Source organism: Terriglobus sp. 2YAB30_2 (assembly GCF_052114765.1).
In the GTDB taxonomy this organism is placed as follows: domain Bacteria; phylum Acidobacteriota; class Terriglobia; order Terriglobales; family Acidobacteriaceae; genus Terriglobus.
This window is the reverse complement of the sequence record NZ_JBFRFJ010000006.1, coordinates 222,514-248,734: the sequence shown is the minus strand read 5'-3', so window position 1 is coordinate 248,734 and position 26,221 is coordinate 222,514. Positions and strand designations below refer to the sequence as shown.

The 26,221-nt window shown below is 60.2% G+C and carries 27 protein-coding genes; 12 read left to right on the top strand and 15 right to left on the bottom strand.

Annotation, left to right across the window (positions count from 1 at the left end; all coding sequences use genetic code 11):
- Positions 1–125: 125 nt before the first annotated feature.
- Entirely contained in the window at positions 126–962 is an 837-nt protein-coding gene (locus AB4Y89_RS11905) for an SAM-dependent methyltransferase (RefSeq protein ID WP_442301145.1), read from the top strand.
- Between the two features lie 13 nt (positions 963–975).
- On the opposite strand, the gene AB4Y89_RS11900 is transcribed toward AB4Y89_RS11905, so the two are convergent.
- The 6 genes from AB4Y89_RS11900 to AB4Y89_RS11875 all read right to left on the bottom strand — a co-directional run bounded on the left by AB4Y89_RS11900 (position 976) and on the right by AB4Y89_RS11875 (position 5,576).
- Positions 976–1,254 carry a hypothetical protein gene (locus tag AB4Y89_RS11900; protein WP_442301144.1) on the bottom strand — a complete coding sequence of 93 codons (279 nt, stop codon included), beginning with the start codon at positions 1,252–1,254 and terminating at the stop codon, positions 976–978.
- 151 nt (positions 1,255–1,405) lie between these two features.
- Positions 1,406–1,792, bottom strand: a complete 387-nt coding sequence (locus AB4Y89_RS11895) for an EVE domain-containing protein (RefSeq protein ID WP_442301143.1) — start codon at positions 1,790–1,792, stop codon at positions 1,406–1,408.
- A 68-nt stretch (positions 1,793–1,860) separates the two neighbouring features.
- Positions 1,861–2,676: a glutamate racemase gene (gene murI, locus AB4Y89_RS11890; RefSeq protein WP_442301142.1), complete on the bottom strand. Its 816-nt coding sequence runs from the start codon at positions 2,674–2,676 to the stop codon at positions 1,861–1,863.
- Positions 2,673–3,380, bottom strand: a complete 708-nt coding sequence (locus AB4Y89_RS11885; RefSeq protein ID WP_442301141.1) for a GerMN domain-containing protein — start codon at positions 3,378–3,380, stop codon at positions 2,673–2,675. Before AB4Y89_RS11885 ends, murI begins: the two co-directional genes overlap by 4 nt.
- Complete coding sequence (locus tag AB4Y89_RS11880) at positions 3,377–4,042, bottom strand: N-acetylmuramoyl-L-alanine amidase family protein (protein WP_442301140.1); 666 nt, start codon at positions 4,040–4,042, stop codon at positions 3,377–3,379. Before AB4Y89_RS11880 ends, AB4Y89_RS11885 begins: the two co-directional genes overlap by 4 nt.
- Positions 4,043–4,181: 139 nt before the next feature.
- Entirely contained in the window at positions 4,182–5,576 is a 1,395-nt protein-coding gene (locus AB4Y89_RS11875; protein ID WP_442301139.1) for a DUF1015 domain-containing protein, read from the bottom strand.
- A gap of 185 nt (positions 5,577–5,761) precedes the next feature.
- Between AB4Y89_RS11875 and AB4Y89_RS11870 the strand changes: the two genes are divergently transcribed.
- Genes AB4Y89_RS11870 through AB4Y89_RS11860 form a run of 3 tightly spaced genes read left to right on the top strand, consistent with a single transcriptional unit; the run spans position 5,762 to position 9,146 of the window.
- Positions 5,762–6,925, top strand: coding sequence for a VWA domain-containing protein (locus tag AB4Y89_RS11870; RefSeq protein ID WP_442301138.1), 1,164 nt, complete (start codon positions 5,762–5,764; stop codon positions 6,923–6,925).
- A complete protein-coding gene (locus AB4Y89_RS11865; protein ID WP_442301137.1) occupies positions 6,909–7,979 on the top strand; it encodes a VWA domain-containing protein in 1,071 nt (356 codons plus the stop codon). The genes AB4Y89_RS11870 and AB4Y89_RS11865 overlap by 17 nt, the downstream gene beginning before the upstream one ends.
- A 3-nt stretch (positions 7,980–7,982) precedes the next feature.
- A complete protein-coding gene (locus AB4Y89_RS11860) occupies positions 7,983–9,146 on the top strand; it encodes a trans-sulfuration enzyme family protein (protein WP_442301136.1) in 1,164 nt (387 codons plus the stop codon).
- Between the two features lie 556 nt (positions 9,147–9,702).
- On the opposite strand, the gene AB4Y89_RS11855 is transcribed toward AB4Y89_RS11860, so the two are convergent.
- Positions 9,703–10,860, bottom strand: coding sequence for a carboxypeptidase-like regulatory domain-containing protein (locus tag AB4Y89_RS11855; protein ID WP_442301135.1), 1,158 nt, complete (start codon positions 10,858–10,860; stop codon positions 9,703–9,705).
- Positions 10,861–11,165: 305 nt separating this feature from the next.
- Here AB4Y89_RS11855 and AB4Y89_RS11850 point away from each other — a divergent pair, with 305 nt between their 5' ends.
- From AB4Y89_RS11850 to AB4Y89_RS11840, 3 genes are read left to right on the top strand one after another with little or no spacing between them, the layout of a single operon-like run.
- Positions 11,166–11,714: a hypothetical protein gene (locus AB4Y89_RS11850; RefSeq protein ID WP_442301134.1), complete on the top strand. Its 549-nt coding sequence runs from the start codon at positions 11,166–11,168 to the stop codon at positions 11,712–11,714.
- A gap of 9 nt (positions 11,715–11,723) precedes the next feature.
- The gene (locus AB4Y89_RS11845) at positions 11,724–12,452 is read left to right on the top strand and encodes a response regulator transcription factor (protein ID WP_442301133.1); all 729 of its coding nucleotides are present in this window, start codon (positions 11,724–11,726) and stop codon (positions 12,450–12,452) included.
- A complete protein-coding gene (locus tag AB4Y89_RS11840) occupies positions 12,449–13,801 on the top strand; it encodes an ATP-binding protein (protein ID WP_442301132.1) in 1,353 nt (450 codons plus the stop codon). The genes AB4Y89_RS11845 and AB4Y89_RS11840 overlap by 4 nt, the downstream gene beginning before the upstream one ends.
- A gap of 180 nt (positions 13,802–13,981) precedes the next feature.
- Here AB4Y89_RS11840 and AB4Y89_RS11835 read toward each other — a convergent pair whose 3' ends face one another.
- From AB4Y89_RS11835 to aroB, 4 genes are read right to left on the bottom strand one after another with little or no spacing between them, the layout of a single operon-like run.
- Positions 13,982–14,758: a PASTA domain-containing protein gene (locus AB4Y89_RS11835; RefSeq protein WP_442301131.1), complete on the bottom strand. Its 777-nt coding sequence runs from the start codon at positions 14,756–14,758 to the stop codon at positions 13,982–13,984.
- Positions 14,759–14,797: 39 nt separating this feature from the next.
- Positions 14,798–16,225 (bottom strand): cation-efflux pump, encoded by a 1,428-nt coding sequence (locus tag AB4Y89_RS11830; RefSeq protein WP_442301130.1) that lies wholly within the window; start codon positions 16,223–16,225, stop codon positions 14,798–14,800.
- A 13-nt stretch (positions 16,226–16,238) separates the two neighbouring features.
- Positions 16,239–16,982, bottom strand: a complete 744-nt coding sequence (gene ubiE, locus AB4Y89_RS11825) for a bifunctional demethylmenaquinone methyltransferase/2-methoxy-6-polyprenyl-1,4-benzoquinol methylase UbiE (RefSeq protein WP_442301129.1) — start codon at positions 16,980–16,982, stop codon at positions 16,239–16,241.
- Positions 16,979–18,085 carry a 3-dehydroquinate synthase gene (gene aroB, locus AB4Y89_RS11820; RefSeq protein ID WP_442301128.1) on the bottom strand — a complete coding sequence of 369 codons (1,107 nt, stop codon included), beginning with the start codon at positions 18,083–18,085 and terminating at the stop codon, positions 16,979–16,981. The genes ubiE and aroB overlap by 4 nt, the downstream gene beginning before the upstream one ends.
- A 39-nt stretch (positions 18,086–18,124) precedes the next feature.
- Here aroB and nadB point away from each other — a divergent pair, with 39 nt between their 5' ends.
- Positions 18,125–19,669 (top strand): L-aspartate oxidase, encoded by a 1,545-nt coding sequence (nadB, locus tag AB4Y89_RS11815; protein ID WP_442301127.1) that lies wholly within the window; start codon positions 18,125–18,127, stop codon positions 19,667–19,669.
- A gap of 222 nt (positions 19,670–19,891) precedes the next feature.
- On the opposite strand, the gene AB4Y89_RS11810 is transcribed toward nadB, so the two are convergent.
- Genes AB4Y89_RS11810 through AB4Y89_RS11795 form a run of 4 tightly spaced genes read right to left on the bottom strand, consistent with a single transcriptional unit; the run spans position 19,892 to position 23,019 of the window.
- On the bottom strand, positions 19,892–20,800 hold the full coding sequence (locus AB4Y89_RS11810) for a TerC/Alx family metal homeostasis membrane protein (protein ID WP_442301125.1): 909 nt from the start codon (positions 20,798–20,800) through the stop codon (positions 19,892–19,894).
- 5 nt (positions 20,801–20,805) lie between these two features.
- The gene (locus AB4Y89_RS11805) at positions 20,806–21,732 is read right to left on the bottom strand and encodes a M28 family peptidase (protein WP_442301124.1); all 927 of its coding nucleotides are present in this window, start codon (positions 21,730–21,732) and stop codon (positions 20,806–20,808) included.
- Positions 21,729–22,511 (bottom strand): twin-arginine translocase subunit TatC, encoded by a 783-nt coding sequence (tatC, locus tag AB4Y89_RS11800; protein WP_442301123.1) that lies wholly within the window; start codon positions 22,509–22,511, stop codon positions 21,729–21,731. Before tatC ends, AB4Y89_RS11805 begins: the two co-directional genes overlap by 4 nt.
- Positions 22,504–23,019 carry a twin-arginine translocase TatA/TatE family subunit gene (locus AB4Y89_RS11795; protein ID WP_442301122.1) on the bottom strand — a complete coding sequence of 172 codons (516 nt, stop codon included), beginning with the start codon at positions 23,017–23,019 and terminating at the stop codon, positions 22,504–22,506. Before AB4Y89_RS11795 ends, tatC begins: the two co-directional genes overlap by 8 nt.
- Before the next feature lie 240 nt (positions 23,020–23,259).
- On the opposite strand from AB4Y89_RS11795, the gene nadA reads away from it, so the two are divergent.
- The 4 genes from nadA to AB4Y89_RS11775 all read left to right on the top strand — a co-directional run bounded on the left by nadA (position 23,260) and on the right by AB4Y89_RS11775 (position 26,201).
- On the top strand, positions 23,260–24,384 hold the full coding sequence (nadA, locus tag AB4Y89_RS11790; protein WP_442301121.1) for a quinolinate synthase NadA: 1,125 nt from the start codon (positions 23,260–23,262) through the stop codon (positions 24,382–24,384).
- 191 nt (positions 24,385–24,575) lie between these two features.
- Positions 24,576–25,004 (top strand): DUF2203 domain-containing protein, encoded by a 429-nt coding sequence (locus tag AB4Y89_RS11785; protein ID WP_442301120.1) that lies wholly within the window; start codon positions 24,576–24,578, stop codon positions 25,002–25,004.
- A gap of 123 nt (positions 25,005–25,127) precedes the next feature.
- On the top strand, positions 25,128–25,562 hold the full coding sequence (locus AB4Y89_RS11780) for a Fur family transcriptional regulator (RefSeq protein WP_147646850.1): 435 nt from the start codon (positions 25,128–25,130) through the stop codon (positions 25,560–25,562).
- 102 nt (positions 25,563–25,664) lie between these two features.
- On the top strand, positions 25,665–26,201 hold the full coding sequence (locus AB4Y89_RS11775) for a peroxiredoxin (protein ID WP_442301119.1): 537 nt from the start codon (positions 25,665–25,667) through the stop codon (positions 26,199–26,201).
- Positions 26,202–26,221: the final 20 nt, after the last annotated feature.

Genomic DNA, 26,221 nt, shown 5'->3' with positions numbered 1-26,221 from the left:
TTGCCAGTTGGACTGGCGATGCTGCTGCGGGTTACCTCGCATAGGTGTGTTGATGGGTTTCACGTGCCCATGCAGTACCGCTTCAACTTTCAACTTTTAGCTTTCAACTGTAGTTAAGGAGAGACATGCTTGACGGTTTTCTCGCGGAACTAGAGGTCGATTCGAATCTCTTCGGCAGAGAGGGGCTGCGGAAGCGCATCGATGCGCTGGACCGGTTGGATTTCTTTCTGGGAAGCGCTGGGCCGCGGAGCGGTGTGGGTGTGCGACGCGCCGTGGCGATGCGTGCGCGACTTGATGCGGCTAATGCAGCCGTGTATGACGCGGTTCGCGATGAGATACGGCAGGGTTCCGTTGCGGACGTCTGGCAATGGTTGCGGAGTCAACGTGAGACGGAGCTGCCGCGTCCAGGGCTCTCGTATGACTCGCTGGATGAGATTGTCAGCGGCCTGTTGCGGCTTCACGTGCCAGAGATGGAGTTGCCGGAACTGGCAGAGGAGATGGTGTTATATCAGCCGACGCCGGCGCGACACATTCTCAATCTGATCGAGCAACTTGGCTTGCAGGAGACGGACCGTCTGATTGACTTCGGTGCCGGGATGGGACATGTGTCTTTGCTGGCATCAATGCTCTCCGGATGCCAGAGTGTCGGGGTGGAGGTGCAGGCTGCCTATGTGGCAGCCGCGCGACGGTGTGCGGCGGACCTCGGGTTGGAACGGGCACGTTTTGTCGCGCAGGATGTGAGAGATGCTGATCTGGGCTGGGGAACAATCTTCTATCTGTACACGCCGTTCCGAGGCTCGATGCTGGCGGAGGTGTTGCGGCGCTTAGAGGAGGAGAGCCGCAGGCGGCCGATGCGGATTGCTTCGCTCGGCCCCTGTACTTCGGAGATTGCGGCGCAGCGCTGGGTAAGGAGTGTGTCGGCTTTGGAAGAGGGCCGTGTGAGCCTCTTTGAGGCCCGTTGAAAGTCTGGTCTCTTCAGAGGTCTTCGGAGCGGCGTCGTCTGCGGGCGGGTTGTGAACCAGCTCCGGCGAAGACACAGACCATCGCAACGGCGTGGATGAGAAACCAGACTGAGAGGCCCTGGCTCTGGTAGATGAGCACCAGGATCAGAATGCGCGGCACGAGGATGGCAGCGAGCAGCGGCACCCAGCCGAAGAGATGGAATGGCGTGAGATTGCCCTGCAGCCAGGCAATGGCGAGACAGATGCGGGGGAGAAAGAGGGAAAGGACGAGGAACCAGAAGGGAAGGGTCATGGTCGTTCGGTGGAAGAGAGTATCGATGGCTACTGGGTCAGATGCGTCGCGGGAGAATGGCGTTACCAGTTACCAGTTGCAGTGAGTTGATAGGCTTCTTCGAGCCAATACGGTACCTCGTCAACTGGAAACTGTTAACTGGCAACTGATCTTACTTCCCCTGGACCAGCCAGGTGAACTGCTCTTTGGTCAATGGCACTACGGATAGGCGGAACTGACGGAACATGATGGAGTCCGCGAAGAGAGGATTGTCCCGAATCTCGGCGAGAGGCTTTGGGCGCGCGATCGCTTTGACCGGCTTGATGCGGACGGCAGGATTCTTCGGGTCAGAGGCATCGACCGATACGACTTTGGCATGGCCGACGGCGGCTTTGCCGACGTTGGAGTGATAGATGACCAGGTCTTCGCCTGGTTTCATGCCACGCAGCGTGATCAGGGCCTGGGGATTCTTGATGCCATCCCATACGGTTTCACCGTCACGCTGCAAGTCTTCGAAGGAGTACGCGTCGGGTTCAGATTTGAGAAGGTAGGCAGCCATGGGGAGATTCTAGTTGCTGGTTGCTGGTTCCTGGTTGCTAGTTTCTCGCCAAGACTTCGTGGATTGGGCTAACCACCGAGGTCGAGTAAGTTGACTTCGGGCAGTGGCTGGCCGAGGAAGCGGGAGCCGAGGGCCTGGAACTTTTCTGTCGAGTCGGTGGCGTAGAAGGCCAGATTGCTCGATGGCTGGCCGGGTAAGGCGTGGAGCAACTCTGCCACTTTGCCGGCAGTGGTCTCTGCCGAGTCGATGACGGTGATCGGTTGCGGGCTCAGCTCTGCGAGAAGCCGTGTGATGAGCGGGCGCAGCAGTGGATAGTGCGTGCAGCCCAGAAGCACCGTCGAGGGTGAGAGTCCGGCTTTGGCGGCATCCGCGAGAGCTTCGGTGAGGTAGATGCGCGCCACTTGTTCGGTGACGTCGTGGTCGATCCATCCCTCTTCAACGAGTGGCACCAGAAGCGGACAGGCTTTCTGTGTAGCCTCGATGCCGACTGCTTGCAGTGCTTTGAGGTAGGCGTCTGACTGAACAGTCGCCTGGGTGGCCAGCACCAGCGTGGAACCGGAGGTAGCGGCTTCACGCGCAGCCTCTGCCCCGGGTTCGATCACGCCAAGAATGGGAAGGCTGGTGGATGCTCTGAGTTCCTCCATCGCGAGAGCCGAGGCGGTGTTGCAGGCGATGACAATCATCTCCGCACCGTGGTCTTCGAGGAACTTCGCGGAGGAGACGGCATAGCGCGCAATGGTCTGGCGGGACTTGGCGCCATAGGGAAGTCGGGCGGTGTCGCCCAGATAGGTATAGCGGGCTCCTGGAATCAGCGGCAGGAGTGCGCGCAATACGGTCAAGCCTCCGAAGCCGGAGTCAAAGACGCCAACATGCACGGCGGTCATGGTGTCTCTTTCGTTGATTGAAGGGTGGTGTCGCTAGAAGGATACACCCGATCAAGAGAGAAATGACCCGCCAATGTGGGCCTTGTTTTGCCATCCACGAGGAACCGGATCCGGCTGACTTGTGGAAAATTTGCGTGGACAGTACCCAGTACGGAGAGCACGGTCAGGGTCTCGACTTCGATCCCGGAGGGATGTGCATCAGAGAAGCTCTGCCGGAGATTGATCACGGCCATATACCCGTTTCGCGCAGCCATGTCGGTAAAGGCGGTGGGAGAGGGTGTCGTCTTCTCTTCGGTGCTTTTGACGGCGGCTTCGGGTGGTTTAGGGGGGGTGAGCGGAAGCGGAAGGAAGAAGACGTCGGCAATAGCGGTGCCATCGAACTTGAGAGGGTGGGGCGAGTCTGTCTGCCCGTATTCGCTGAAAAGCCGTTCAAGGATGGCGCGCAGGCGGATCGTCGGCTCGGTGGGCAGTGCGATCTGGCGGTCGTTGGGAGTAATGGTACCTGCACCGTCGTCTGCCAGCAGGAAGGTAACGGCCTCTGTCTGGGTCGTGGCGCCACTTGGCGCCTCAATGGGGGTGGCTGCGCTGGAGATGGAGTTCAGCCGGGTGGCTGTGCGCTGGTGGACCCGCCACAGATAGCCCGCCATGAGAACCGAGAGCGTCATCAGCGCCAGAAACAGGATGCGCTGGTAGCGGGGGATCATCGCACGGCCCCGGTGCCGGTGACGGCGTTTGGATGTCCTCGCCAGAAGAGCAGGGCTCCGGCGACGGCCTCCGCGACCCGCTGCTGGTAGGTGGGGTCCTGGGCGGTGGCGTCATCGAGCGGGCCAAGCTCGATTGCAACCGCGGGGCAGGTGAAGGAATCGAGTTCGGCCAGCCAGGTGCGGTTGTTAGTGACGGGCGTACGGGAGCGGGAAATCGCTGCCTGCAGCTCTGAGGCGAGGCGAAGCGAACGTGTGACCCATGGCGCCTGGGCTTCATTCCAGAGGACAGGCTTGGAGCCCTGGAGAGCCGGTTCGGTCTCCGGAAGCGCGGAGGTGAAAAGGTGGACTCCAGCTGCATTGCCGGATGCATGCAGCGAGAGACAGGCTATGGCCCCGGAGCGGTTGGCGAGCTCAACCCGGCCGTCACCGGTGAGATTGGCCGCATCATCCGGTGTTGTGTGCGTCAGAACAACTTTGAAGCCGCGGACGATCAGCAGGGATTGCAGGCGGTTAGCGAAGGCGATGGTCACTTCGCGTTCGGGGAGCTTTTCCGTGAGCCGTGCACCGGTATCCGGACCACCGTGAGCTGCGTCGAGAAGAATAATGGGGGGCTGTTGTGCAGGGGTTTGCGCGCGGGCGGCGGGCAGCAGGAGAGCTGCCACAGCCGCCGCCGCGAACAACGCGGGTTTGGAGCATTTTTTCTGCCGGTGCAGAGTAGGGCTTCCACATCGATGGGCGTTTTCCGCAATGAAAACGCCGCTGCACTCCTCTGTCGGGATACCCAGCAACAGGAAAAATGCTCTAGTCCAAGGCATAGATGGCAAGACCGCTCAGCAACTTCGGATAGAAGTCCGTGGACTTCTGCGGCATGACTTCGTTCGCGAAGGCGACATCCCGGAGCTGTTGCAATGTAACCGGCTTGGTAAGGAAGGCGACGTCCGCCTCTCCTTTATTCACCAGGTCCACGGCCTCGGATGCTTCGCGAAGGTACTTTACGTTGCCCAGCTTCGTCACCTGTTCCTGCGAAAGACCGAGGATCTGCGCAAAAAGCAGGCCGTGGAGCTGGACGACATCGAGCTGGCGCTGGCGCGGAGAAAACTCCTGCAGCTTCGGAGCAATGGCGTCAGATTTTGCAGTGAGCAGCCAGCTTCCACGGGCGGTCACCGCGACGAAGGCTACGCCTTCGGTCGCATCGAGCGCAGCCTTGAGGGCGACGTGGTTGCTGCCGTTCAGCGGAGCGGCGTCAAAGTACGGAGAGGCCTCGGCGAGCAAGTCGTCTGCCGAGAAGTTCTGCAGGCCGTTGAGCACGCGGTGCGTCGGCAGAATGGTGATTCCGGGCGCCGCCATATTGACGAAGGTCATCATCATGGCTGCTTCGGGGTAGGCCGGCGTGGGCAGGTCGGTGGCGGTGACATGCAGCTTTTCTGCCTCATCGGCGCCTGCGGTCTCAGAGCCCGGAGCAGGATTGAAGGGCAGACCTAGCTCGGCAGCGCGCTCCTTGGAATAGGCGACCGAGGTCTCGTAACGGTGATGCCCGTCGGCGATGATGAGCTTCTTGTCCTGCATAGCGCCGACGATGATGCGGATCAGGGACGGGTCAGTGATCTTCCAGAGCTTGTGGAGGACCCCATAGTCGTCGACGACGGCCTGATCGGGCGCGGGACCGTTCTCAAAAAGAAGACGTTCCACGCTGAAGCCGGGGTCGTTGTAGAGCATGTAGATCTGCTCGCAGTAGGCACGGGTCGCTTTGAACAAGGCCAGACGATCAGACTTGTGTTTTGGGAAGGTCTGTTCGTGGCGATAGACAACCTGATCGGCGTAGTCGTAGAGGTGGCCGAGGGCGATAAAGCCGCGGCGCTCGCGTGTTTCGGTGGTGCCGGGGACGGTATAGACCTGCGAGTAACCGTAGATAGCCGGTTCCGCCTCTTCGACCAGCACCTGGTCCTTGCGCCAGGCGTTGAGGGTGTCGGCGGCGCGGGTGTAGACGTTCTCTCCCTCTTCGGTATCGCCGGGGAAGTGTTTACCCAGGATCACACGGATGAGATTCAGCGGGTTCCTCGCGTAGTAGCGGTCCTGCATCTCCGGGGTGATCTTGTCATAAGGCTGGGTGACGACATCCTCCAGCTTGACCTTGGCGGGGTTATAACGGAAGGCGCGGAACGGATAAATGCGAGCCATGCGTGCGGAAGGCGACACTCCAATCTTTAGGTTCTAGGAGAGATTGTACTTGGGGGAGGCTGGGGCCTGCGGCCGGGGTGGAATGGTTGAATTGTTGAATAGTTGAATAGTCAAGGCTGCGATGGAGAGCCGGTTTTCCCCAATCTGCTCTCTCGGAATGACATTTTGTTGACAGTGCGGGGGCCGGTTTTCCCGATCATGGAATGAGAGGCTGCGATTTCATCGGGGGATGCGTCAAACAGGAAAACGGTGGATTACACTCGTACTTCCCGGAGATGATCTTCGGAACGAGGCTAACGGTGGCGGGTCTGGGGCTCAAGGGTCGGCTGAAGCGTGGGCAGCGCGTATGGCGCCGCCTGGCAGTGCTGCTCGTGATGGGTATAGCGCTGTGCGGGAGTGTGTGGGCACAGGAGAATCCCCTGGGAGACGTGAATACCGCGGTGCCTCCGCCGCCAAAGCCGCCGGTTGAGCCGAAAAAAGTGATTGAGGGTGGGGAGAACGTCGCCCGTGAGGCGGCTTCCGCGCCGCGGGGCGCCAGCATCCGTGTCTCGGTCAACCTTGTACTGGTACCGATGACGGTAACCGACCCGATGAACCGCCTGGTGACCGGCCTGGAGCGGGAGAACTTTTGGGTCTATGAGAACAACCAGCCACAGGAGATCCGCACTTTCTCGCTGGATGATGCTCCGGTGACTATCGGGATCATCTTCGATATGAGCGGAAGCATGGGGTCGAAGTTTCAGCGCGCGCGCAAGGCGTTGAGCGCATTTATGCGGACCTCGAATCCGGAGGATGAGTTCTTTGTGGTCGCATTCAATGACCGTCCTGCCGTGGTGGTAGACAACACCTCGAATGTGGATGACGTCGAAGCCCGCATGGCGATGATGAAACCGGAGAGCAGGACAGCGCTGATTGATGCCGTCTACCTGGGTCTGAACAAGCTGAAAGATGCGAAGTATGACCGCAAAGCGCTGCTGATTATTTCGGACGGCGGCGACAACCGCAGCCGCTATACGGAAGGGGAGCTGCGCCGCGCAGTACGTGAGAGCGACGTGCAGATTTATTCCATCGGCATCTTCGATACGTACGCCTCGACTCCGGAGGAGATCGCCGGTCCCATCATGCTGAACGATATCTGCGAGATGACCGGCGGCCGTATGTTCCGCGTCACCGACGTCGCCGAGCTGGGCGATATCGCGGCCCGTATCTCGCAGGAGCTGCGCAACGAGTACGTTGTCGGCTTCCGCCCGGGCGACCTGAAGCATGACGGCACTTGGCGCAAATTGAAGGTGAAACTCAACCCACCGCCCGGACTACCCCCTCTGACCGTGCATAATCGACAGGGGTACTATGCACCTGCGGACTAAGGTTTTTGGCGCCATCCTGGTAGTGGGTAGTTTCACGGCGGGCTGGGCACAACAGCAGCCTTCTTTGACTGTGGACCGGGATCCGATCGCATCGCCGGATCCGGATACGGCTCCCGCGCAATCGACCGCGCCGGTGGGGCCTGGAGGCGCGCCGACAGATAAGATTTCCGGCGGCAAGGGCGGCTATGTACTGCGCCGCGATGCCTACGAGGTCCGCCTGAACGCGACCGTGCTGGACGGCAATGGACGCACGATCCTGACACTGCCCCAGGATGCCTTCCATGTCTTCGAGGATGGAACTCCGCAGACGGTTAACTCGTTCCGGCAGGAGGATCTTCCGGTCTCGATGGGAATCCTGATCGACAGCTCGGGGTCGATGTACGACAAGCGGGACGCCGTGAACAAGGCGGCGGTGCGACTGATCAAGCTTTCGAACCCCAAGGATGAAGCATTCCTGGTGGATTTTTCGTTCGAGCCGTACATCGATACGGACTTTACCAGCGATGTTTCTAAGCTGGAGCAGGGCTTGAACTATGTGAAGTCTTCCGGCGGAACGGCGATGTATGACGCGCTGCTGGCCTCGGCGGACTATCTGGCAAAGAATGCCAAGCAGCCGAAGCAGGTGTTGCTGGTGGTTACGGACGGTGAGGATAACGCGTCGGCCACCTCGCTGGAGGATGCGATTGCGCGTATCCAGGAGCTGGACGGTCCGGTGATCTATGCTGTGGGCCTGCTCTTCGGCAAGGATACGGATAAGCGCGAGAGCCGCCACGCAAAGCGCGTGCTGGAGAACCTGGCGGAGCAGACAGGCGGCATAGCCTTCTTCCCGCGCAATCTGCAGGAAGTAGACTCGGTCGCCGATCAGGTGGCGAAGGACATCCGCGAGCAGTACACGATTACCTACCACTCGACGAAGTCGCCTGCGCTCGGCGGTTACCGTCAGGTGCATGTCGATGCCAAGTACAAAGGCTTCAATAAGCTGACGGTGCGTACCCGTACCGGCTACTACCCGAAGGTCTCGGGAGCAGCAGCGCCAGCAGATAAATCCAAGTAAGGCGTGCACGCGACGATGGCCTATCAGGGGTTTTCCACGAAGGCAATTCATGCCGGCCAGGAGCCGGATGAGCTGACCGGCGCTGTCAATGTGCCGGTGTATCTCACTTCCACCTATCAGCAGCAGGAGATCGGCAAGAACAAGGGCTGGGAGTATGCCAGGCTGGACAATCCGACGCGTTCAGCGCTCGAAGAGAGCCTGGCGGAGCTCGAAGGCGGAACCAGCGGTCATGTCTTCGGCAGCGGTATGGCTGCGATTGCGGCTCTGTGCACGATGATGAAGGCCGGCGATCATGTGGTCTGCAGCGAGAACATCTATGGCGGAACAGTACGGCTCTTCGACAAAATTTTTGTTCACTATGGACTGACGTTTACCTATGTAGACGCCGGCGATCCGGCGAAGGTGGAGGCTGCGATTACGCCTGCGACCAAGCTGGTGCATATCGAAAGCCCAACGAATCCGATGATGTCGATTGTGGACATTGCCGCGGTGGCGGGGGTGGCGCATCGCCATGGCGTAGAGCTCTCGATCGACAATACATTTCTATCGCCGTATCTCCAGCGCCCGATCGAGCTGGGGGCGGATATCGTGATGCACTCGACGACCAAATTCCTGAATGGACATTCGGATGGGCTGGGCGGTGTACTGATCGGGACAAAGCCGGAGCACAAGGAGCGGTTCGAGTTTGTGCAGAAGTGTACCGGCGGCATCCTGGCACCGTTCGACTGCTACCTGGTGCTGCGGGGTATCAAGACGCTGGCGCTGCGGATGCGGCAGCACGATGCGAATGGCCGCGTGGTAGCGGAGTTCCTGTCGAAGCATCCGAAGGTGAAGCAGGTGTTTTATCCCGGTTTGCCGTCACATCCGGGACATGCGATTGCGGCGCGTCAACAGAAGGGGTTCGGCTCGATGATGTCGTTCGAGCTCGGAAGCAAGGAAGCAGCGAATGCGTTTGTGCGGTCGTTGAAGCTTTGCTATCTGGCGGAGTCTCTGGGCGGAGTGGAGACCCTGGTCTCGCACTCGGCTTCGATGACCCATGCGGCGATGACCCAGGAACAGCGCGATGCGCTGGGGATTACGGATGGACTGATCCGTTTGTCGGTGGGGTGTGAAGATGTCGAGGATATCCTTGCGGATCTGGGACAAGCGCTTGTTGGAATTGAATGATCGAAGGATTGAATAGGGCTTTTCGGACCTGGTTTCTGTTTGTTGCCTGAGTGCGTCTGGCATGAGCGCGTCAGGTTACGCGTAGCCAGTTCGCATCGGTAGATGCGAATGCCTTGCTTAAGGGGACGGCTTCAGCCGTCCCATACGGAAGCTACAGAGATAGCGGCTTTAGCCGCTGAGGTCAGATTCATTCCCCTCGAAGTACTACATCTTGCCGCACATTTCTGTCTGTCATTTCGTAGTGACCGAAGGGAGCGGAGAAAATCTGCTTCTCCGCCGCATTGCCCTCAGCGGCTAAAGCCGCTTACTTACACAGCATCAGATCGCACGGCTGAAGCCGTGCGCTTAAGCAGGACAATCGTGCGTAGAGCGATACCTCTTCTTCGCGGCGAAGCCGCGAAGAAGAAGCACTAAAGCAGGTCCTTCGCTGACCCACCCCCGCCAGCGAAGCTGGCCGGGGACCCCGTCCGCTCAGGATGACAAGTCTTAGGGAAGTGGTGAACAAAATTTATTGGGGTGCATCGACAAATTCGCTCGCGGAATCTGTTCGATACGCCTAGTGCGTCGCTGCTGATGGCGTGTTGGCAGGATCAGTGTAGGGGACGTCTTTGCCGGGGACGTGTTTGGTGATTTTTCGTCCGAGTAGTTCTCGCGCGACCGCGCCCGCGGCTCTGCCTCCGATGCCGATGGCTGCGTTGGTGAAGACCAGGTCCCAGCCGCGGTCGGCGTGGGGATAGTAGAGGTTAGAGAGCGCGCCCGAGGTCATGGCTCCGAGAAGGTAGGAGTAGTTCGGCATCATGTTGCCGCTGTCGCTGCGGGCGACGAATGCGCTGGCGATGGCATGGTAGACACGGGATTTAGTAGTGCCGGTGCCCTGGTAGAAGTAACGGGGATCCTGGTGAAAGAGTGAAGCGTAGATGGCGTGGTCGAAGTAGTCGCTGATGCGGCCGTCTCCAAAGCGTGCCGCCCAACGTTTACCGTATCCAGCGGCTCCCTGGCCGTAACCGGCGTAGGAGTTGTTGGCCTGCTCGACCCCGGCGCTGACGGTGACACCGATGAACGATGTCCAGTCGAGCGTGTCACGGGTTGCGAGTTGGAACTTTTGCTTCGTCGTCATCGGAACGGGATGAGGTTCGAAGCTCGTGTAGAAGTTCGGAATGACGCCGAAGACGCGCTGTTGCTCCTGGGCTTTGATCTGGGCCTCGGCGATGACCTCCGTGGGAAGGACGGTGATCTCCGTGTTGGTCGATGCGATGGAAAGCGAGATGTCAGGTAGGACGTAAGTCTGCTCCCCGGAGAGATCGAAGGTCGGTGAGGCATAGGGAGCAAAGCCATTGCAGGTAACACGGAGCAGGTAGCGCCCGGCAGGTAGTCGAGCGAACAGGAATCCTCCTCTGGCATCGACCGATGTGGATCGCACCGGCGTGCCTGTTTCATTAAGCAATGTGACCTGTGCGCCGGGGACGATGGCGCCCGTGCTATCGAGGACGGATCCCGAAATCTGTGCCGAGCCTGCAGGCAGGGCTGCGAATGCTTGCGCAGAGGACGCCTGGAGTGGCGATGTCCGGAGTGGCGATGTCTGGGGCGATGATGTCTGGAACTGGGGAGTAGGCGCGTCCGGAAGCTCAAGAGAAGCAGTCGCGATGCCGGCCTGTTGTGCAGATAACGCAGTCGTCGAGACGAGAAGGAAGGCCGAAGCGGCACATTTCAACATGAATCAAAGTCCGATCTGTGATGGTTTGCCAGGTGCTTTGTCATCCTCCGGACGTTTTGCACGCAAGGGAAGACGAGGGGATGGGCACCTGCGTCTATGACGGCCGATCCCGGGAAATGAAAGGTGTAGACGACGATTCACGACAAACGAATTCACGGGCAGCCTATCGAATGTCGTGAAGTGTCGACGCTTGAAAAGAAAAGGGATCGAATTCGGACAGCGAGCGTCCTATTACACAGCGATCAGTGTGTATAGGAGGCTCGTTCCCTCTGAAGTGCGTTCCTCCCCTCCGATCTTCTGTTGAGATGACCAGATTTCTACAAAAAGAGCATCCGTATGGATTACGGATTGCCGTGGCGTGCTGTGTTCCCGCGATTGTCGCGTTGCTTGGCTTTAACGGGCCAAATGAGCCTGTCGCGCCTGCAACGTCTCAAAGTATGGTGCAACCGGAGGAAGCCAAGGCGCAGGTGCTGCAACCGGACCTGCTGGAAGGCGCCTGGACCGTGGTATGGGGCACGTCACCGACCGACAAACACCGCAGCACTTTCCGCATCGTCTCCGCAGGTCAGCAATTGAGTGCCGTCACCGCTGCGGATATGAATGATTTTCTCCCTCTGCAGGGCTCACGCCGGACGATTCCAGTGCATGTGGATGGGATGAGCGTGTCCTTTGTCGGGGGCAGCGCAGGCACGGTAAGAGGGGACTATGTCGGTGGGGTCCTGCGCGGGACCACTGATCGTGGAGCACAGTGGATTGCAGTTCGATCGCCGCGCGAGGTGCACGAGCATCACCACAGATCTCACGCCGCAGACCACACGACAACCTCTGTGGAGACGCGCGATCAGAACAGGTGACAATCGATCGTGACAGCAAACGTGCAAGCGCCGAAGGCCCGTGTTTCGCTTCTGCTGATTGACGATGACCGTTCGCTGGGGGCGCTGCTGGCGGAGTATTGCGAACCTTCCGGCTTCAGTGTGACGTGCGCGCGCAGTGGAGAAGAGGGGATCCAGCACGTGACAGAGCGCCCGTTTCAGTTCATCGTGCTGGATGTGATGCTGCCGGGCATCGATGGCTTTGAGACTCTGCGGCGGCTTCGGGAGATCACGCGAACTCCGGTGCTGATGCTAACCACGCGAGGAGCGACGCGCGATCGTGTCCATGGTTTGAACGATGGCGCCGACGATTACCTGACGAAGCCATTTCAACCGGAAGAGCTGGTCGCGAGAATCGGCAGTATTCTGCGCCGGACACAACCTGCTGCTGTGGAAGTGTCAACCAGGCTTGTGGGCGATCTCCTCCTGGATGAGGGCTCTCGTACGGTGTCGTGCAGCGGCAGGCCGGTAGAGCTGACCGGAGGTCAATATGAGTTGCTGCGGCTTCTGCTGGAGTGTCCTGGTGAAGCACGTCCGCGTGAGGATTTGATCCGGCGCATCTTCGGACGCGAACCGCATGGTGTCGACCGCTCCATCGATAACCTGGTGAACAATCTCAGGAAGCGATTGGGAATTCATCCGGACGGCACAGATCGCTTCAAGTGTGTCCGCAACCTTGGCTACAGTTATGTGCTTCCACAGGATGGAACTGGCCTGTGAGTGTCTTCTTCCGTATCTTCCGCACCTTCTGGTTTTTGATCCTGCTGGGCAGTCTGCTGATCATGCTGGTATTGCCCATCAGTAGAGAGCCGAGGATGGTGTTGTTCGAGCGGCCGCGAGAGTTACCGATCGCGAAGATACAGGAGTGTGCGGCTCTCGCTATTCAGAAGAGTGCGCAGGGCTTTCATGGAGGCCTGGGGCCAGAGTGTTTCAACGGATATCTCCTGACATCGAACGGCTCCGGTGCCGCGATGGGGGGTGTGAGGCTTCCGTACGGCGAGTCTGAATTGCTGGAGTGGGCGAGAAACCGGATCAGCCCGATGGTGATGGCAACGATCGACGAGACGGTGGTTGCGGTACGGACCGACCCTGCCGTGAGCACATCGCCCTTATTTGTCGCCAGGCTGCCTTATCCGGGTACAAGGCGCGCGAAGACTAAGTTCGGATTTGCTATGCTGCTGCGCTTTATCGCGTTTTCTGCGATCGCTGCGCTGGTATTGAGTCTCTACTTTACGCGGCCGATTACGCTGCTCTCTGAGGCGACCCAGGCGTTCGGCACCGGAGATCTTCGCGTACGCCTCAAGCCCGCACTGACAAAACGGCGCGATGAGATCGGCAGGGTAAGCCGCGGCTTCAATGAGATGGCTGAGAGGATCGAATCGCTTGTACTGCAACAGAAGACATTTCTGGCGCATGCGGCGCATGAGCTTGGTTCGCCATTGACGCGCTTGAATATTGCCCTTGCGCTCTGCAAGCGCAGGTTGGATGCGACGAAGGCTCCGGAGCTGGAGCGGATTGAGGATGAGTCGGAACAGCTCAATGCCCTGGTACAGCAGCTGCTGCTCTTTGCTCGTCTGGAGAGTGGCAATGAGATGGATCAGAACCGGAGCAGGTTTTTCGTTTCAAGGGTTCTGACGGCCGCCGTGGAGAACGCGCGGTTTGAGGGCGAGCATCAGGGAAAGATAGTCACATTTTCCCGGGAGGAACCATTTGCGATCGAAGGCTATCCCGATCTGTTGCAGCGTGCCTTCGACAATGTGCTTCGCAATGCTCTTCGATTCGCACGAGTGATTACGGTCGAAAGCCATGTGGATGATGTCCGTGATGTGGGCCTGGTGAAGATCTATGACGATGGCCCGGGCATTCCAGAGGGGATGGAAGAGACGATCTTTGAACCCTTTCAGCGTGTGTCGGATTCTGATGGTTCTGCCGAAACAAAGGGCGCTGGCCTGGGACTGGCGATTGCGAGGCAGACTGTGCTGGCGAACGGAGGAACGATCTCCGCCCATAAGTCGCCGATGGGCGGGTTGATGGTGCGGTATGAGTTCCCGCTGCAGCGCGGGAATTGAAGAATTGAAGGATTGAATAAGGGAGCGGGCTTTCCTCTAGTTGCCTTCAGAGGTTGATAGGGGCCCCAGGTGAGGCATTCGCACCTGTGGTGCGAACTGGCTGCACTGCGTGCAGCGTAAACAGGTCCTTCGCTCGCGTTCAGGATGACAAATAAAGAGCGATTACCTGCGCCCGTGATCTTAGTGGACGATGGTGAGCTTTACCGGGTCAGCGGCGGTGACGCGCGAGCCCGGTGCGGGGGACTGGGCGATGACGGTGCCCATGACTTTGACCGGCTGTGGTGCAGGTGTGGCGCCGACGGAGGGAATTGGGGGGATGGCTGTGGCGGCTTCCTGGGCGTAGGCGATGTGCAGGCCCATGGCGGAGACGCGCGCGCCGGCCTCGGCCAGCGTGAGGCCGGAGAGGTTGGGCATGACCCACGCCTTCGGCTCTGCGTCTTCCTCTTCTGAGAGCAGCAGACTGACCGCGGGTTTGTCGACACCTTCCGCATTGGGTGGCGGCGACTGGGCCAGGACATAGTCTGCCTGACCAGCGATGGGGAGGTGAGCGAGCGAGCCGAGTTCGAGACTGCCGCGGCGAAGCGTGACCGAGGCCTCCCGCAGCGGCATGCCGACTGCGTTGGGGATGGTGACGCGCTGCGGTCCGAGTGACTGGGTGACCCGCACCTGCCAGGAGCGCCGTACACGTACTCCCGCTACGGGGTACTGCTGCAGGACGCGTCCGGCGGGAACCACCGCAGAGTAATAGCGGTTTTCGAGCGTCATATTCAGGCCGGTGCCGCGTGCCTTGGCTGCGGCTTCCTCATAGGTCAAGCCCGCGAAGTTCGGGATCTGTACCTCGCGGCCGTGAATGGCGAGGCGCATGGTGATGAAGGCCGAAAGCAGCGCTACGGTCATCATGGCGACCGCACCCAGCAGGATGCGGAAGAAGCGGATCATGGTGGTTCGCAGTTTCACGGTATGCAGCTCAGGATACAGCTATTAAGGGATGCAGGATCAACGGCGGTTGTCGGTTGCCGGTTCTGGGTGAATGAGGACGCGTGAGACCTCAGGGTGCTGGCGCTTCATGCGGCTTTCCACCTCGGTGATGATGGCATGTACCTCCGACATGGGCAGATCGTCCGGGAGAGTGCAATGGCAGTTTATCTGCAGGTGGTCGCCAGTGCGGGTGATCAGGACGTCGTGGATGTCGAGGATCTGCGGGAACTCTTGTGCAGCGCGGCGCAGGCCGCGTTCGAGCAGCGTGTCTCGCGCGATGGCGTCCGTATGCTCGATGGTCGCAGGTTCACTTTCAATGTGGGTCAGGATGCTGGCGATACGGGGTTCTTCACGGCGCATCTCGGCCTCGAGCCTGGTGACCAGATCGTGCGCGGCACGGAGGTGCATGATCTCGGGGACTTCGAGGTGGAGCTCGATGTAGAGCTTGTCTTTGATCTCGCGGACGCTGAGATCATGAATGCTCAGATTGCGCCGCGCGGCTACGGCTTTGACGCGATCGAAGACCGATTCGGAGTCAGAGGCTGTCGGCACGGTATTGATGTCGATGTCGGCGCCTGGAACGATGCGCAGTACGGCGGCGCGTGCGCCTTTGGTGACCTGCTCGGCGCGCTGGAAGGTGAGGTTGCGGGGAAGTGCCAGGGTGAGATCGACAAAGTGTTCGGAGCCCGCACGACGCACGCGCACCTGGTCGACAGAGAGAACGTCGGGGACTTGCGTGAGGGCGCGCAGCAGCTCGCGGCGGGTCTCCGTGGGAGTCGCGTCCATCAGGTCGTCGAGTGTGCGGCGGGCGAGGCGGTAGCTGACCTGCAGAATGATAACGGAGACGAGGAGCGCTGCGACTGGATCAGCGCGATGCAGCCAGGGGATGTGGAAGTAGCTGCCGGCCCAGGTTACTGCGAGACCAGCCAGCACGGCGACGGAGGACCAGATGTCGGTGCTGAAATGCAGCGCGTCGGCCTCAAGGGCCTGCGAGCCGGACTCTTTGGCGACACGAAAGAGATGCCGGGAGCGGCCGTAGTCGACGGCGATGGAGAGAATCAACACCAGGACGGGCCAGATACTGCTGTGAACCTCGACCGGATGCAGCAGGCGACGGACAGCCTCGAGGACGATCCAGAGGCAGGATGCCCCCATGAGGAAGGTCTCGACGAAGGATGAGAGATTCTCGATCTTGCCGTGACCGAAGTTGTGATCTTCGTCAGCGGGTTTGTCGGAGACCTGCACGGAGAAGAGAGTGATGCCGGCGGCGGCGAGGTCCAGGCCGGAGTGCGCGGCTTCGCTCAGCATGCCGAGTGAGTGAGTTGCGATGCCTGCGATGAGCTTTAGTGCCGTGATGCCCGCTGCCGCCAGGACGGAGCTGAGCGCAGCGCGGCGTTTTTCGGCCTGCTGGGCAGTGGGTGCGACTGGTTGGACCGCTGCAGGCATGAGGAACTCTAGCTTATCCCAGTCTGGTTCCGCGATAGAGGCCGGCGATGCCGAAGGTATAGGGCGTCCAGGTGGTGTGGGCGTATCCGGCGGCTTCCATCTTGCGGAGCATCTCGGGCGGCTTGGGAAAGCGGCCTACGGATGCAGGAAGGTAGGCGTAGGCCGATGCGCTGCGGGAGATGGCGGCGCCGATCGCCGGCAGCACACGGCGGAAGTAAAAAGCATAGAGCTTGCCAATCGGTCCACCGGGCTGGTTGAAGTCGAGAATGCCGATCTGCCCGCCGGGCTTGAGCACGCGTGCGATCTCGCGCAGGCCGGCGTCGTAGTTGGCGAGATTGCGGAAGCCGAATGCGGAGACGACGAGGTCAAAGGAGTTGTCAGGCATCGGCAAGTTGAGAGCATCGGCTTCGATGAAGCAGACGTTGTGTTCGCGATGCTTCTCGATGCCGCGCGTGATCATCTCGTGCGAGAAGTCGATGGCCACCATCTGCTCGGCGGGCGAAGGGCGAAGCGCCAGTAAGGCGGAGGTCATGTCGCCGGTGCCACAGCAGAGATCGAGGACGACGGCCTCAGGCTTTGCGAGCGTATCGCGGAAGGTCGTGGCGCAGCGGCGCCACCAGCGGCGATCGATGCCGGCGGAGAGTACATGATTGAGCAGGTCGTACTTCGGCGCGATGGAGTCGAACATCTGCTGCACGGCCGCGGCGGCCTGCTGCTCGGTCATGTTCTCCCCGGGTTGCGCTCCGGTTGCGCTCATGCTCCGCGCTCCTGCATCAGTTTGAGTGTCTGCTCGGTGGCGTGCAGCATCTCCGCTTCGGTGACGTCGGTGACGATCTGTACCTTGCCGACGGAGACCGGAAGGATGAAGCGGCGCTGGCCGGAGCGGTTCTTCTTGTCTGAACCGGTGAGATCGACGATCTGCTGTGCCGGTGCGCGGAACTTCGGGATCGGGCCGTAGGCAAGCACGGTATTGACGATGCGTATCGCCTCGGCCTCACCAAGCATGCCGCGTTCCACGGCGATCAGGGTGGCGGCGATCATGCCCCAGGCAATGGCCTGTCCGTGCAGAAGCTGCTTGTATTTCGTAGCGGCTTCGATCGCGTGGCCCAGGGTGTGGCCGAAGTTGAGGATCATGCGCAGGCCGTTCTCGCGCTCGTCGATGCCGACAACCTCTGCCTTCATCTTCACAGAAGCAGTGACGACCTTTTCAAGGGCTTTAGGATCAGCTTTGAGAATGGCCTTCGACTCCGACTCCATGTAGCGGAAGAGGCGCGGTGTTCGAATGACGCCGGCCTTGACGGACTCCTGCAGGCCGGCACGCAGCTCGGCGGGTGGCAGGGTTTTGAGGATGTCGATATCGATGAAGACACCGAGCGGCTGATGGAAGCTGCCGACGAGGTTTTTGCCGGCGCGCAGATTGACGCCGGTCTTGCCGCCGACCGAGGAGTCCACCTGTGCGAGCAGCGTGGTGGGCACCTGGATGAAGCGGATGCCGCGCATGTAGATAGCCGCGAGGAAACCGGTGATGTCTCCGATCACACCGCCGCCGAGGGCGATGAGCACGGAGTCGCGGTCGGCCTTGTTCTCGGCGAGCTGCTCAAGAAGGCTCTCGACCGCGGCGAAGCGCTTGTGGGATTCGCCGGAGGGATGCAGCAGCACGACCGGCTTCGCGTCCTTGGGGAAGGAGGCGAGGAACTTGCGCTGCCACAGCTTCCAGATCTCGGGAGTGGTGACGACGAAGAGCCGGGTAGCCGGAGAACCGGTGAGTTTGGCGATGCGGCGGGAGAGTGTTGGCAGAAGGCCGCGGCCGATGACGACGTTGTAGTTCGCTGTAGGCGTATTTACTGCGATAACTGGCACAGCTTTATGGTATCGCGATCAGAAGCGTACCCTGTGAGGGTGAGTGCCGCGGAACGTTTTGATTTTGTTGTGGTGGGCGCTGGAATCGCCGGGCTTCGGGCAGCAATGACGCTGGCAAAGGCTGGCAGCGTGCTGGTGGTGACGAAGGAGAAGATGGCCGAGTCGAACACGGCCTATGCGCAAGGCGGCATCGCCGTGGCCATGGGCGGTGCCGAGGACGTCGCCGAGCATCTGGACGACACGGTGATGGCAGGCGACGGCCTGGTGAACCGCGAGGCCGCTCAGGTGCTGGTGGAGCAAGGACCGGCGCGCGTGGAAGAGCTGCTGGCATGGGGCACCGAGTTCGATCGCGAACAGGGCGATCTGATGCGGACGCGCGAAGGGGCGCACTCTCGATCGCGCATTCTGCATGCCCATGGCGACGCCACAGGTTGGGAGATTGCCCGTTCTCTGCTGCGAATGGTGACAGCCAATCCACGCATTGAAGTGCGTGAGTTTGTCACGACGATCGACCTGTTGCGCGCAGATACGGGCCGCGTCTGCGGTGTCGTGCTGGAAGATGCGCAGGGTGAGACGCGCGTAGTGGAGGAGTGTGCGGTGCTGCTGGCCTCCGGCGGCGCGGGACAGGTTTACAGCGATACGACGAATCCCGCCGTGGCGACGGGCGATGGCATTGCGATGGCGTGGCGCGCGGGTGCGGCGATCAGCGATATGGAGTTCTACCAGTTTCATCCCACCGCCTTTTCGCAGGTGGATGCGCCGCGCTTTCTGTTGTCAGAGGCGCTACGTGGTGAGGGAGCCTATCTGCGCAATACTGCGGGCGAGCGTTTCATGTCGCGGTATCACAAGCTGGCAGAGCTTGCGCCCCGCGATGTAGTGGCGCGCGCGATTACGCGCGAGGGCATGACCGGCGAGGTCTATCTCGATATGCGTCATGTACAGAAGGACCTGAAGGCGCGTTTCCCGGGCATATCAACGTTTCTGAGTAGGTATGGGTTTGAGCTGGGACGGGATCTGATTCCCGTACGACCGGCAGCGCACTACCTGATGGGTGGTGTGCGTACGGATACCCATGGGCGAACATCGCTTCCGGGTCTATATGCGGCGGGTGAGTGTGCCTGCACTGGGGTGCATGGAGCGAACCGTTTGGCGAGTAATTCGCTGCTGGAGGGGTTGGTCTTTGGAGCCCTGGCGGCCGAGGCGATGGTCGAAGAGTGTGGTGGTCCCCAGGCTTCAAAGGCGATTGTTCCGACGGCGGTTCAGGCTGGTAGCGATGCGGGAGATGTCGAGGCCTGGATTGCGCATCTGCGTGCGTTGATGTGGGAGAAGGCCGGCTTGCTGCGGGACGCGGAGCGATTGCGCGAGGCGAAGGCTGAGCTTGCAGCGATGGTGTTGCCGGCAGGGAATGCGCGCCGAAGTGTTGAGGCTCGGAACCTGCATGCGATTGCCGTGATGATTGTGATCGCGGCGCTGGCGCGAGAGGAAAGCCGTGGGGCGCATTTCCGGAATGATTTTCCGCAACGGGATGATGTGAAGTTTGGGAAGCACTCGGTGCTTCGCGATGGTGTGGTTGATTTTAAGTAGTTGAGATACATCGGGTGCCCCACATACGCGCCGCGGGGTCCCCGGCCAGCTTGCTGGCTGGGGTGCAAGCTTATGTGGGCATTCGTGCATAGCGCGAATCGTCTTTTTGCTATTTGCAGAACTCAACTCACAACGCGGATCAAGCTCCGCTTGATACACCCACATAAGCTTCGCGTATGTGGGGCACCCTGTCGTACCTTATTTCGACTTGGTCGGTACTCCTCAGGCTGTCGCGTGCTTCTTTGGTAACAGCAGTGAGATCACGACGGTGATGCCAAGCAGGCCGAGGATGATGGCGAGCGAAACCAGAGCGGAGACCTCGATCCAACTTGCCGCGAGCATCTTGAAAGCGGCGAAGCCGAGCACTGCGGCGAGACCGTAGTGTAGGTAGGCGAGCTTCTCGAGAAGGTGCGCCAGCAAGAAGTAAAGGGAGCGCAGACCCATCACCGCCATGACGTTGGAGCTGTAGGCGATGAACGGGTGCCGCGTGATGGAGAGCACCGCGGGGATAGAGTCGAGCGCGAAGACGAAGTCTGTGAAGGCGATAGCGATGAGCGCCAGCGAGAGCATGGTCAGGTGCAGCTTGCCCTGTTCACGCAGGAAGAAGCTTGACTGATTGCTGGAGACGGGAACGATGCGTTCGACCCACTTTGTCCACGCGGGCTTGCCGGGCTTCTTTTCCCCATGTGGCATTAGCAGGCGCACGGCGGCGAAGAGCAGGAAGGCTCCGAAGATGTAGGTGACCCAGGCAAAGTGTTCCAGCAGCTCGATGCCGAGGCCGATAAAGCCTGCGCGCATGACGACTGCTCCGAGGATTCCCCAGAAGAGAACGCGGCGCTGGTGCGGACCTTCGATGTGGAACTCGCGGAAGAGCAGAAGGAAGACGAAGAGGTTATCGACCGACAGCGACTCCTCGATTGCATAGCCGGAGATGAACTCGATGTCGTAAGGGCCGCCCAGGGTGTACCAAACATACCCGGCGAACGCGAGAGCCGCTCCGACCCACATGCATGTCGCCCAGATGGCGCGCGCAGGCGTCTGTTTGCGGCGGAGCATGAGAAACTCGCCGACAAAGAGCAGCAGCAGGAAGACGTGGAAGCCGATCCAGTCGTAGAGAGGGATCTCGTTCATCGGGCCTAGTGATTGCTCTGGTTGATGAGCCGGATCATCTCCACAAACAGGTCTCCGGAGATCTGCAGGCTCGCAGCCGAAATCTTGTCCAGCGTGTCGTCGGCGGTGTGGTGGTATCCGTCGGGATGCATGAAGCTGGAGGGTCCGTAGTTGATGTCGATGATGTCGAGGACAGGCACGCCACGCTGTTTGAAGGGCAGGTGATCATCCTCGACGGCCGACTCGAGTTTGAAGATGGAGTTCGAGTGACCAGTATTCTTCGCCGCCTGCTTGAGCAGATCCGTGAGCCAGGGAGTACTGTTGGTCTCGCGGTTGATGTTCAGGTCCTTATCGGCGCACATATCGGCGAGCAGGAAGGCCTTGATCTTCGGCAGGGTGCCGCTGGCGGCCCACTTCGCGGCGACGTGTTTGGTGCCGTAAAGGGCATCGCGCTGCGTATCCCAGTGGTCACCGACCGCCTCTTCCGCATCGTCGAAGAGCAGCCATACGGAGTAGCCCTCGGGCGGATGAGTGCGGAGGACGTTAGCCATCTCCATGAGGAGGGCGGTGGTGGCTCCGCCGTCATTGGCTCCGACGAAGTCGATGTTGCGCAGCGGATAGTTGGTCTCGTAGTGCGAGGCGAGGACGATGATGCCGTCCTTCTTGCCTGGGAACTTCACAATGAAGTTCTTGCCGGGAAGGTAGCCCGCCGGAGTGCTGGCGGTGAAGGCGTCCTCTTCGAACTGCCCCTTGGCAATCTCAGGAGCGAAAAACTTCTTGATGAAGGCCTCGGCTTTGGTGTGACCTGGCGAGCCCAGCCAGCGCGGTCCGCTGGTGTTGACGTACTGCCGTGTCAGGTCCATGGCGCGTGCGCCACTGAACTTTTGTCCCTGCGCAACGGCGCCGAGAACTGCAATAGAGAGGAGTGCACGGGCTACGAGACGGAGCTTCATGCCTTCTGTGCCTTGGCCTCGCGGCGCTTCGGGTGGACCATGTAAGCAACCAGAATCGAGAGGAAGTACAGCGCCAGCATTGGCGAAGCGAAGAGGCACATGCCGAAGGGATCGGGTGTCGGGCAGATAACCGCCGCGATGACGAAGATGATCATGACGGCGTAGCGCACGTTCTTCCAGAGGAACTTCGCATCGACAATGCCGAAGAGCGCCAGGAAGAAGATCAGCACGGGCAGCTCAAAACAGGCGCCCAGGCCAAGGATCACGGCGAGAAAGAAGTTGGTGTAGTCCTCGATGGTAATGATGGGATTGAATTGCTTGCCGAAGCCAAGGATGAGGACGCGTAGTCCCTCCGGCAGCACCCAGCGATAGCCGAACCATGCGCCGGCGAGGAAGAGACCGACAGTTGACGCCATGAAAGGCGTGACGTACTTCTTTTCGGTCTGGTAGAGACCGGGGGCGATGAAGAGCCAAACCTGGTAGAGGATGAATGGAGAAGCGAGGATGGCTCCGCCGTAGAGCGCCGTCTTGAGCGACAGGTTCAGGCCATCGGTCGGGTGGGTGAAGTTGAGCTTCAGGTGCAGGTCGGTCAGTGGCTTCTGCACGATGTCGTAAAGACGCTCGTGGAAGGCATAGGCCACGGCCATGCCGACGACCAGGAAGATGACGGCGCGGATAAGGCGCTTGCGGAGCTCGTCGAGGTGCTCCATCAGGCTCATGCCTGGCAGCTCGGCGCGGTCCGTTACTGCCGCCCGGGCGCGATCGATGACGTCAGCCATGGGTCTCCTGCGTGGTGTGCGTGTGGGCCGGGTCCAGGTGTTGGTCCAGCTCGGACGGGAGGTTGGGGATGGGCTCGGACGGAATGGTCTCGGACCTGACGGTCTCGGACCCAACGGTCTCGACCGGAACAGAATCTACCAGGGCGCTGACAGCATCGGCTTCGGTCTGGGTAGCCGGGTCGGCTGCGGTAGAGGCTTCCGTTTCGGCGGAGCCGGCCGGAGTCGGCAGGCCGGTGGAGGGAGGCATGATGCTCACCTCGCCCTCGGTCGCGATGGGCTTGACGGCTTCGGGGCCTGCTTCCTTGGCCTGCTCGGCGAGTTTCTTGCGTTCCTCGGCCTGCTCGGAGAGGCGTAACTCCTCTTCCATCTGGTACTTAAATTCATTGGAGGCGCGGCGGAACTCGCCCATCAGCTTTCCTAGCTGGCGGGCAAGCTCCGGCAGCTTCTTGGGCCCGAAGAGGAGCAGGGCCAGGAAGAAAAGAAAGACGCTGTCGGCAAAGCTGGGCATCGCTACCAGCCATCATAGCGGAGCGGACCCGATGCTGTAGACTGAGGTTGTTACGGGGCGTTCACCGCCCCGTAAAGAAGCTTGCATCGTAGGGCCGCCCTGGGGCGTCTTATCGATGCAGGCAGTGGTTGCAACATCCCCGTGGGCTGGGCCGAAGGGCAGCGAGTCCACTGCAGCCATCGAAGTAATGCTTTCAACATCCCCGTTGCGCCTTGAGCGTGACTGAAGGCAGGAAGAGAAGTGAGTGTTCTGGAAGAAGTACTGGAAGCGCCGCAGGCCGACGTCTGCTCGCTGGACAACTATCTATCCCAACCCGACCACACCATGGATGCCCGTATCGCGGCCGCACGCAAGATTCTGGGCAAAACCACCATCATCCTGGGGCACCACTACCAGCGCGACGAGGTGATTCGTTTTGCCGATTACACCGGCGACAGCTACAAGCTTTCGAAGGTGGCGGCTGAGACTGACGCGAAGTATTTGATCTTCTGCGGCGTGCACTTCATGGCCGAGAGTGCCGATGTTCTGGGCAAGGGCGGCCAGCAGGTGATTCTGCCGGACCTGAACGCCGGATGTTCCATGGCGGACATGGCGGAGATCGGCCAAGTAGAGGACTGCTGGGAACAGCTGGAACGGGCTGGCGTTGCGGCGGAGGTCATGCCGCTGACCTATATGAACTCTTCGGCGGCGATCAAGGCATTCTGCGGCGAGCGGGGCGGCCTGGTGTGTACCTCATCAAATGCTCCGGGAGCCTTTACCTGGGCCTTCGACCGTAAGAAAAAGATTTTGTTCCTGCCCGACCAGCATCTTGGCCGCAATACGGCCTATGCGATGGGCATTGGGCTGGACGAGATGGTGGTGTGGGATCCGTGGGTGATCGGCGGTGGTGTCTCGCCGGCGAAGCTGAAGGCCGCCAAGGTGATCCTGTGGAAGGGCCACTGCTCAGTGCACCAGCGCTTCCTGCCGCAGCATGTGGACCAGGTGCGGGCGAACTATCCGGGGATTCAGGTGATAGTGCATCCGGAGTGCCGGTGGGAGGTCTGCCAGAAGGCAGACGCTACCGGATCGACCGAGAAGCTGATTGAAGTGATCGAGCGGGCTCCAGAGGGCGCCATGTTCGCCGTGGGAACGGAGATCCACCTGGTAAATCGCATGGCGAAGCTCTTCGAGGGCCGCAAGAAGGTCATCACGCTCGATGATTCAGGCTGCCTTTGCACGACGATGTATCGCATCAGCCCACAGCACCTGGCGTGGGCGCTGGAGAACCTGGTGGAAGGCAACGTCGTCAACCGCATCAAGGTGGACGATGACGTGAAGCACTGGGCCCGCGTCGCGCTGGACCGGATGCTCGAAATCAAAGCTTAAACCAGTTCCTGGTTGGTTCCTGGTTGCTAGATGTGCCGAAGCTCTCGTTGCCCACCCTTCGCTTCGCGAAGGGTGGGGCAACGAGTGTGTTGCCTCGCCCGATTTTCTTTGGTGCGGTAGCGACCATACCGCCGGTGAGATATCAGGAAAGCCGCTGCGGTGTCGCCGGTTCAGCGATAAGATGGTGTCGTATGCGGACTTTTACCCTTTCCGAGGCGCAGACCATGTTGCCGGTGCTGGAGAGCCTGCTGAAGCGGGCGCAAACAGCAGCGCGCCTGGCGGCACAGGTGGAGGGGGAGTTGCAGGACCTCTCGCAGCGGATCTTCCTGTATGGCGGCATGCATGTCGATATCGCTGCTGTGGCCCGCCGCCGCGGACAGCGCGAGAAGGCCATACAGGAAGCCAAGGACACGCTGGCGGAGATCGATGCCATTGGGGTTCAGGTGAAGGATCTGGACACCGGTCTGTTGGATTTTCCCTTCCAGCTTGAGGACCGCGTCGTACTTCTCTGCTGGAAGCAGGGCGAGACCGCAATCACGCACTGGCACACCATGGAAGATGGATTCGCCGGACGAAAGCCGCTGGACGAGCGGTTTACGCGCGGCGAAAAGCTGCAGTAGTTTCCTTTATTCCCATAGAGATATCTAGTTCCTGCACGCTCCGACGTCCGTTTACCGGAGGGCCAGCCGTTTTCCAGGAATAGCGTTTGACAGACGATAAGAATTATCGTTTACTAAGTCTTGATGGAATTCTCTGCAACAACCTTCCGCGAACTGTGCCAGCAACATGGCATCGCGGTGACGCATCAGCGCCAGGTTCTGTTTGAGATCATGCAGGGCATGCACGGGCACCCCTCTCCGGAAGAGGTTTACGCGCGTGTGAAGAAGAAGATTCCTGCCATCAGTTTGGCGACCGTCTACAAAAACATTCATCTGTTTGTGGAGAGCGGTATCTTTCGCGAGGTCAGCATGCACCATGGCACGCTGCGCGTGGAGATGAACAGCCGGCCGCATCATCACATGGTGTGCTCCATGTGCAAGTCGATTTCGGATATCGATGAAGCCGATCTTGGCCTATTGCCTTCTCATCAGAAACTGCCAGGCGGGTTCCTCGTCGAGCGGTACGCGGTGGATGTCATTGGCATCTGCCCGGAGTGCCAGGCAAAGAAGATCAACTAGCAGCCGTATTTGCCGCAGTCGACTACGAAAGTTTTGAAGTTCCGAGTTTCGCGGACCGGTGTGCCGGTCTGTACACGATAACTACACCCCGAGGAGAGACACATGCTTCAGATTGGCGAGAAGTTCCCGAATTATTCCGTGGTAGCCACGGTCAGCCGCGATAAGGACAAGGCCTTTGAGACGATCACCGAGGAGTCCTATCCCGGCAAGTGGAAGCTTTACTTCTTCTGGCCGAAGGATTTCACATTCGTTTGTCCGACCGAGATTGCAGGCTTCGGCAAGCTGAACCAGGAGTTTGAGGATCGTGACTGCCAGATACTGGGCGGCTCGACCGACTCAGAGTTCGTGCACCTGGCATGGCGCAATAATCACGAGGACCTGCGCGACCTGCCTTTCCCGATGCTTGCCGATATCAAGCGTGACCTGTCGGGTCAGCTCGGCATTCTGGATCCGGATGGCGGCGTCTGCCAGCGTGCGACCTTCCTGGTGGATCCGAACAACGTGATCCAGTTTGTGTACGTCACCGCCGGTTCGGTCGGCCGCAATCCGCAGGAAGTGCTGCGTGTTCTGGACGCTCTGCAGACCGACGAGCTCTGCCCCTGCAACTGGCAGAAGGGCGAAGAGACCCTGGCCGTCTAAAACCAAGTTCAACCGAAGAG

What these genes read in the sequence shown, in the direction of transcription:
- AB4Y89_RS11905 (WP_442301145.1), top strand. Translation starts at nt 126, where the DNA reads ATGCTTGACGGTTTTCTCGCGGAACTAGAGGTCGATTCGAATCTCTTC.
- AB4Y89_RS11900 (WP_442301144.1), bottom strand. Translation starts at nt 1,254, where the DNA reads ATGACCCTTCCCTTCTGGTTCCTCGTCCTTTCCCTCTTTCTCCCCCGC.
- AB4Y89_RS11895 (WP_442301143.1), bottom strand. Translation starts at nt 1,792, where the DNA reads ATGGCTGCCTACCTTCTCAAATCTGAACCCGACGCGTACTCCTTCGAA.
- murI (WP_442301142.1), bottom strand. Translation starts at nt 2,676, where the DNA reads ATGACCGCCGTGCATGTTGGCGTCTTTGACTCCGGCTTCGGAGGCTTG.
- AB4Y89_RS11885 (WP_442301141.1), bottom strand. Translation starts at nt 3,380, where the DNA reads ATGATCCCCCGCTACCAGCGCATCCTGTTTCTGGCGCTGATGACGCTC.
- AB4Y89_RS11870 (WP_442301138.1), top strand. Translation starts at nt 5,762, where the DNA reads ATGAGAGGCTGCGATTTCATCGGGGGATGCGTCAAACAGGAAAACGGT.
- AB4Y89_RS11865 (WP_442301137.1), top strand. Translation starts at nt 6,909, where the DNA reads ATGCACCTGCGGACTAAGGTTTTTGGCGCCATCCTGGTAGTGGGTAGT.
- AB4Y89_RS11855 (WP_442301135.1), bottom strand. Translation starts at nt 10,860, where the DNA reads ATGTTGAAATGTGCCGCTTCGGCCTTCCTTCTCGTCTCGACGACTGCG.
- AB4Y89_RS11850 (WP_442301134.1), top strand. Translation starts at nt 11,166, where the DNA reads ATGACCAGATTTCTACAAAAAGAGCATCCGTATGGATTACGGATTGCC.
- AB4Y89_RS11830 (WP_442301130.1), bottom strand. Translation starts at nt 16,225, where the DNA reads ATGCCTGCAGCGGTCCAACCAGTCGCACCCACTGCCCAGCAGGCCGAA.
- ubiE (WP_442301129.1), bottom strand. Translation starts at nt 16,982, where the DNA reads ATGAGCGCAACCGGAGCGCAACCCGGGGAGAACATGACCGAGCAGCAG.
- AB4Y89_RS11810 (WP_442301125.1), bottom strand. Translation starts at nt 20,800, where the DNA reads ATGAACGAGATCCCTCTCTACGACTGGATCGGCTTCCACGTCTTCCTG.
- AB4Y89_RS11805 (WP_442301124.1), bottom strand. Translation starts at nt 21,732, where the DNA reads ATGAAGCTCCGTCTCGTAGCCCGTGCACTCCTCTCTATTGCAGTTCTC.
- tatC (WP_442301123.1), bottom strand. Translation starts at nt 22,511, where the DNA reads ATGGCTGACGTCATCGATCGCGCCCGGGCGGCAGTAACGGACCGCGCC.
- AB4Y89_RS11795 (WP_442301122.1), bottom strand. Translation starts at nt 23,019, where the DNA reads ATGCCCAGCTTTGCCGACAGCGTCTTTCTTTTCTTCCTGGCCCTGCTC.
- AB4Y89_RS11785 (WP_442301120.1), top strand. Translation starts at nt 24,576, where the DNA reads ATGCGGACTTTTACCCTTTCCGAGGCGCAGACCATGTTGCCGGTGCTG.
- AB4Y89_RS11780 (WP_147646850.1), top strand. Translation starts at nt 25,128, where the DNA reads ATGGAATTCTCTGCAACAACCTTCCGCGAACTGTGCCAGCAACATGGC.
- AB4Y89_RS11775 (WP_442301119.1), top strand. Translation starts at nt 25,665, where the DNA reads ATGCTTCAGATTGGCGAGAAGTTCCCGAATTATTCCGTGGTAGCCACG.